The organism is uncultured Bacteroides sp. (genome assembly GCF_902491285.1).
GTDB lineage: Bacteria > Bacteroidota > Bacteroidia > Bacteroidales > Bacteroidaceae > Bacteroides.
Window position 1 is genome coordinate 21,129 of sequence record NZ_CABUHK010000071.1, and the last position, 6,622, is coordinate 27,750.

General features: G+C 41.7%; 3 protein-coding genes and 1 pseudogene. 3 read left to right on the forward strand and 1 reads right to left on the reverse strand.

Annotated elements, in window-relative coordinates:
- Nucleotides 1-165 precede the first annotated feature (165 nt).
- Together RDN93_RS16580 and RDN93_RS16585 are read left to right on the forward strand one after the other, a co-directional pair.
- Nucleotides 166-1,503, forward strand: coding sequence for an AAA family ATPase (locus RDN93_RS16580; protein WP_308746551.1), 1,338 nt, complete (start codon nt 166-168; stop codon nt 1,501-1,503).
- A 142-nt stretch (nt 1,504-1,645) separates the two neighbouring features.
- Complete coding sequence (locus tag RDN93_RS16585) at nt 1,646-4,192, forward strand: zinc-dependent metalloprotease (protein WP_308746552.1); 2,547 nt, start codon at nt 1,646-1,648, stop codon at nt 4,190-4,192.
- Between the two features lie 64 nt (nt 4,193-4,256).
- On the opposite strand, the pseudogene RDN93_RS16590 reads toward RDN93_RS16585, so the two are convergent.
- Nucleotides 4,257-4,514 (reverse strand): annotated as a pseudogene (locus RDN93_RS16590) (N-acetylmuramoyl-L-alanine amidase); the annotation flags it as partial.
- Nucleotides 4,515-4,588: 74 nt separating this feature from the next.
- On the opposite strand from RDN93_RS16590, the gene RDN93_RS16595 reads away from it, so the two are divergent.
- Nucleotides 4,589-6,331 (forward strand): recombinase family protein, encoded by a 1,743-nt coding sequence (locus RDN93_RS16595; RefSeq protein ID WP_308746553.1) that lies wholly within the window; start codon nt 4,589-4,591, stop codon nt 6,329-6,331.
- Nucleotides 6,332-6,622 lie beyond the last annotated feature (291 nt).

Consider the following 6,622-nt stretch of genomic DNA (forward strand, 5'->3'; position numbering starts at 1 on the left):
TACTTTATAGAGTTGGTACAAGCTGCTGCAATTCAAACTCACTTTGCCTATGTTTTTCGCCTGTATTCTCTAAATTATGCCTATGTTTTCAGACGATTTCTTTGATATTTTGCCTATGTTCTTAGAATAAAACACTATATTTGTTGCTGATTAACAATGATTTTTATGTTTAAAAGAGATATTTATAATCAGTTGCAGGAATGGGCTGCACGTACGGGGCGCAAACCATTAGTGTTGCGTGGTGCACGTCAGGTAGGAAAAACTACATTAGTCAATGAGTTTGCCCGGAACTTTGAGAATTATCTTCATTTGAATCTGGAGCGCGAAGAAGACGCCCGCCTGTTTCAGGGCACGGATAAAGTGCAGGAAATAGTCCAAATAGCTTGTTTCCAAAAGAATGTTCTTTTACGTGAAGGCCGGACGTTGCTATTTATAGATGAGATACAGAATGTACCTAAGGCGGTAGCATTGTTGCGGTACTTTTATGAAGACATGCCAGAGTTGTATGTTATTGCTGCCGGTTCACGTTTACAGTCATTGTTGAAAGAGCGTATCTCTTTTCCGGTAGGCAGGGTAGAATATATGCAACTGTCTCCTTGTACTTTCGGCGAATATCTGACCGCTATGGGCGAAGAGCATTATCGTACAGCGATAGACGAAGTAAGTTTGCCGTCTGTGTTGCATGAAGAGGCAATGTCTCGTTTCCATAGATATACGTTGATTGGTGGTATGCCGGAAGTAGTAGCTGATTATGCGGAGAATAGAGACTTGGTACGTCTGAAGTCTATTTATAATTCTTTATTGAAAGGCTATAACGAAGACGTTGAAAAGTATGCGCCGACCCAGTTACAGACACATGTCATCCGTCATATATTGCGGACAGGCTGGAACAAGGCCGGACAGACTATCCGACTGGGGAATTTCGGAGAATCAAGCTATAATTCTAAGGAAGTACGTGAAGCCTTCAATATTTTGGAAAAGGCGTTTATACTCCACCTGGTTTATCCTGTTACGGCCGTACACGCACCCGTGCTGCCTGCTTTAAAACGTGCTCCTAAACTGATGTGGCTGGATACGGGATTGGTCAATTTTGCTGCAAATATCCAAACAGAGGTTTTGCACGACCGTACTTTGATGGATACATGGCAAGGAGCTATCGCCGAACATATTGTAGCACAGCAATTACAGGTATTACTTGATGGACAGTATATCTCCGACTTGTATTTTTGGGTACGTGACAAGCAAGGCTCCAATGCAGAAGCAGATTTTATATGGCAAAAGGGAACACAGATTATTCCGATTGAAGTGAAATGTGGAAATAATGCTCATCTCCGTTCGATACATTCTTTCATGGATTTATCAGGCGGTGACTTAGCTATCCGTATTTGGAACGCTCCTTATTCTGTTGATGATGTGAAAACAGTTGCCGGAAAGAGTTTCCGTCTAATCAATCTTCCTTTTTATTATTTGGGTAGTTTACCGAAGATACTTTCTTCAATTTGAGTACAATAAACTCACTTTGCCCCTTTTTTGTTTCAAAAAAGGAAGTACTTGCCCCATCTTTGGAACAAAAAAGAACTCACTTTGCCCCATTTTTGGATTATTTTCATAACTTTGTTACAACTAACATCTTAAAAATAAAAGCATGAGAAAACTAACTACCCTTTTGTTGCTCCTGGCAATGTTGATTCCAACAGCCGGAGCACAGTCTACGGACCTCTTTAAAAAGAAGAAAAAAAAGAAAAGTGCTACCGAAATGGCTGCAGACAAAGCTAAAGCCGACTCCATAGCCAAAGTCAAGAAATCCCCTTTCCAACCTTACGCAAGTGTAATCACCAATAAAGCCAAGACGATGAACGGCTTCTTCAAAGTGCATTGCATAGAAGGAAAATACTACTTCGAGATACCCGATTCACTGTTCGGACGCGACATACTGATTGTGAACCGTATTGTAAAAGCCCCGGTAGACAAGCAGAAACGCAAAGCCGGTTACCCCGGCGACCATATCAGCGACGAAGTAATCCGCTTCGAACTGGGACGTGACAACAAACTGTTTATCCGCCAAATCTCCTATTTGGAACATTCTACCGATACACTGGGAATGTATCAGGCAGTATTGAACTCCAACGTCCAGCCCATCGTCGCCACCTTCCCCCTGAAGACAATGCGCAAAGACAGCCTGACGAAAAATTACGTAATCGAAATGACCGACTTTATCCGCAAGGACGGCGATATGTTCTCTTTCTCCAACTTTGCGAAAGACAATATCGGCGCAACCTCAATGATACCCGACGCCAGCTACATCGACACCCTGAAAGCCTTCCCTCAAAATATCGAAGTCCGCACCGTGCGTACCTTCCAGCGCAAACCGCCAATGGGCAGCCCTATGGAGAAAATGATGGCTCAATATTACAACTCCACCGGCCCGATGACCTACGAATTGAACAGCTCCATGCTGCTTCTTCCCAAAGAACCGATGAAACCGAGACTGTTCGATGCCCGCGTAGGCTACTTCGCAGTCGGTTACAAAGACTTTGATGGCAACCCGCACGGAATGAAATACAAAGCGAACATCACCCGCTGGCGTCTCGAACCGAAAGACGAGGACAAGGAAAAATACCTGAGAGGCGAACTTGTAGAACCCAAGAAACCCATTGTCATCTACATCGACCCTGCCACTCCTAAAAAGTGGGTTCCCTACCTGATTCAAGGAGTCAACGACTGGCAGAAAGCCTTTGAAAAAGCCGGCTTCAAGAACGCCATCATCGGCAAAGAAGCCCCCACGGACGACCCGACATGGAGCCTGGAAGATGCCCGCCACTCGGCTATCGTCTACAAACCATCCGACATTCCTAACGCAAGCGGCCCTCACGTACACGACCCCCGCAGCGGTGAAATCCTCGAAACACATATCAACTGGTATCACAACGTGATGCTCCTGCTTTACAACTGGTATATCGTACAAGCCGGAGCCATCGACCCGGGAGCACGCAAACCCCAGTTTGACGACGAACTGATGGGTGAACTGATTCGTTTCGTATCTTCCCATGAGGTAGGTCACACACTGGGCTTGCGTCATAACTTCGGCTCTTCCGCCACCGTCCCGGTAGAAAAACTGAGAGACAAAGCATGGGTAGAAGCCAACGGCCACACCCCGTCCATCATGGACTACGCACGTTTCAACTACATCGCCCAGCCGGAAGACAATATCTCACGTGCCGGAATCTTCCCCCGCATCGGTATCTACGACGACTGGTCTATCGAATGGGGCTACCGCTGGATGCCTGAATTTGAGACGGCAGAAGCTGAGGTACCCTATATGAACAAGTGGATTATCAGCAAACTGAAGGAAGACAAGCGTTACACCTTCGGCACGGAAACCGACCGCGACGACCCCCGCAACCAGAACGAGGACTTGGGAGACGACGCAGTGCTGGCAGGCACATACGGCATCAAGAATCTGAAACGTATCATGCCCGAAGTCATCAACTGGACGTACGAACCGAACGAGGGCTACCAAAAGGCAAGCACCTTATACAGCAACGTAGCCGGACAATTCTCCCTGTATATGGGACATGTAGCAACCAATGTCGCCGGTATTTACAGCACCCCGATTTCGGTAGAACAGACCGACGTGAAAGCTGTGGAATTTGTGCCGAAGGATATACAGAAGAAAGCTGTGACATTCTTGAACAAAGAATTATTCACCACGCCCACCTGGTTGATGGACGACAAACTGACAGAAAAGGCCGGAGTCAATACTTTCAATTATATCTTCCGCGTGCAGAGTAACATATTGAAGCGCTTGCTTAGCAGCCGCACGCTGGACAAGATGACGACCAACGAATTGATGAACGGCAATAAAGCCTATACTTCCAATGAAATGTTCCAAGACCTGAAGAAAGGTATTTGGAGCGACCTCAGAGGTGGCAAGAGGCCCGACCTCAATCAGCGTGCTTTGCAAAAAGTCTATGTGAACGCCTTGATTGCCATGCTCGACAAGCCGAAAAATAACTCTAATCCGATGAGTTATTTCCCGGATTCCCCTTCGGAAGCGCCTGCCATTGCCCGCGGACAACTGGTAAGTCTTAGAAGTGAACTGAACAGTGCGGCAAGTGCTTCAAGTGGCATATATAAGAGCCACTATCAGAACTTGAAAGCATTGATTGATACTGCATTTGATGCTAAGTAAAAGGATTATAAATAACAAAAAGCGGCTCGTATAGCTACGAGCCGCTTTCTTTTTTTGGGGGGGATTACACTTTTCCCCAGTCAGTCTCAGCATCAAAGCAAGGACAAGCCTTAATCCATTCTTCCGGCTCAATCTCCCCATTCCCGTTCAAGTCCGGGCTCAAATCCCGATGCCCGCATACCCGGCAACCCGGATAATCCTTCAGCAGGGTAAGAATCAACACCCGCAGAGAATGTTTCTGCCACTCGGTACGCGTATCCTTCGGCCGTCCTTTACTGTCAAGTCCGCCCTCATAACAAATACCGATACTCTCACTATTGTATTATATAGTATAATTTATACATCCTGTTACTAAAATAGTTATATTTGCATCATTATTATTAGAATAATCTGAATATGAAGGCAATACTATTAGTAAGAGTTTCTACAAAAGCACAGGATTTCGACGAACAGGAACGAGAAATTTACAATATGGCTATCAAAGACGGCTACTTACCAGAGTGCATAATTCCTGTATGTGAAAAGGAATCCGGTATAAAATTAGCGGAAGAAGAGCGTGCAGGCTTAAACAAGATGAAAGAATTGATTGAAGAAGATAACGATATAAATTGTGTGTACTGTTGGGAAGTATCAAGAATTGCTAGAAGAAAGAAAATAAACTTCTCTGTATTGGATTATCTCACAACTCATAAAATACAGTTAGTAGTCAAGAATCCGTCTATACGGCTATTTAAAGATAATGGAGATATAGATGAGGGTGCAGAAATGGTATTCACTTTATTCTCCCAAATGGCAGAATCAGAAATGCGTACTAAACTAGCCAGGTGGAAACGTACCAAAGATGCTAAACGCAAAGAATCCATATACACTGGTGGCTGGATTTTATATGGATATACGGTAGATGAGACAACGAAAAAACTAATAATAGACGAGAAACAGGCAAATATAGTAAAGACGATATTTGCTTTATATTTGACAGGGAAATATAGTTATGGTAGTCTAGCTAAAGAACTAATGCAAACAGGGCTATTAGTCGGTTATACTTTGCTTACTGCTAGAAAATTTATATCATTAACTTTAAACAATTTAGCTTATGCAGGGTTGCCCTCTTCTACCAATAAACGTAATAATGTCAAGACGGAAGGAAATATATATCCTCAGTTAGTAACATTGGAAATGATAAACAAATGTAAAGAGATAGCAGAGAGTAATACAAACAAACCTAAAAAACAGTATAATAACTATTATTTCGGTAAAGGATTATTAAGATGTCCTTACTGTGGTGGAATAATGGTTGCAAAGAAAAATAACAATACATATCATTGTCAAGAATGTACTAAAGGATTTTGGATACAGATAAATTTAGTTGACAGCATACTTTGGCATAGTTCTATTGCGCTTTATGCAACTAAACTAATGCACAGAAATGATGAAGACAGAAAACAATATTACTGTCAACTCGCAATATGTGACAGTAAAATTAAAACCTCTGAATCGCAAATTAAAGCAATGCAGGAAAGAGCGGAGGTAATAGAATATAAAGCTTATGTGGAGGGCACTTTATCAATAACGAAAGCTGATTCTTTTATTAATGAACTCAATAATAAAATAGACAGAGAAAGAAAAGAATTGAATAAGTGGATGAATGATAGAGCTACTATTCAAGGTCTGTTGATTGAGGTGAGTAGAGATGACAAGGTAGTAAACTTAGATAAAGTAGCAGAAATAAAGGATGACAAAACAAGGTATGATATTATTCACGAAGTTTTTGATTGTGCTTTTATAGATAGAATTGAACAGTATAAATATACTATTTCGATATATCCAAAGCTGTGGAATCATCCACTTCAATACACTTTGAATACGAAGAAAAATACTGTCTTTACAGATGTCACAGAAGATATTCACCAACACTTAATAAGGAAAAGACATTCTTTTATAGACGACATAGAAGTTTTGCCAGTATCAGAAGAGATTAAATGCTACGAAGAAAGGTTTAAGGCAGTAAGGAACAAAGAGAAAAACCGTTATTATAATGTAAAATATTGCCGAGAACATAAAGAAGATAATGCTAGAAGACAAAGGGAATACAGAGCTAGGAAAAAGGCTTTAGAAGCGAAAAACAATCAAGCAAAATAAAGTATCAATTTATAATCACACTTTATTAATACTTCTAGTCGTTTTTTCAGTTTATGGTAGCAATTTTAAATTAGTTCCTTAGAAACTAGTATTTTTGTTCATAAAAGACAATATAGCCTAATGGCAGAGTTAAAAATATCATACTAAAGTATTTACAAAATAAGATTTTAATGGGTAGTGGAAAAATTTCGATGTCCCCATATTCAGCCCGATATGGTCAGATTTTTACACTACCGTAGAAATATAAGATAAACATGGAAATAGAACAAATAAAGCTCAATGGTGACGAAC

Coding starts and splice junctions, on each gene's coding strand:
- RDN93_RS16580 (WP_308746551.1), top strand. CDS start 166: ATGTTTAAAAGAGATATTTATAATCAGTTGCAGGAATGGGCTGCACGT.
- RDN93_RS16595 (WP_308746553.1), top strand. CDS start 4,589: ATGAAGGCAATACTATTAGTAAGAGTTTCTACAAAAGCACAGGATTTC.
- RDN93_RS16585 (WP_308746552.1), top strand. CDS start 1,646: ATGAGAAAACTAACTACCCTTTTGTTGCTCCTGGCAATGTTGATTCCA.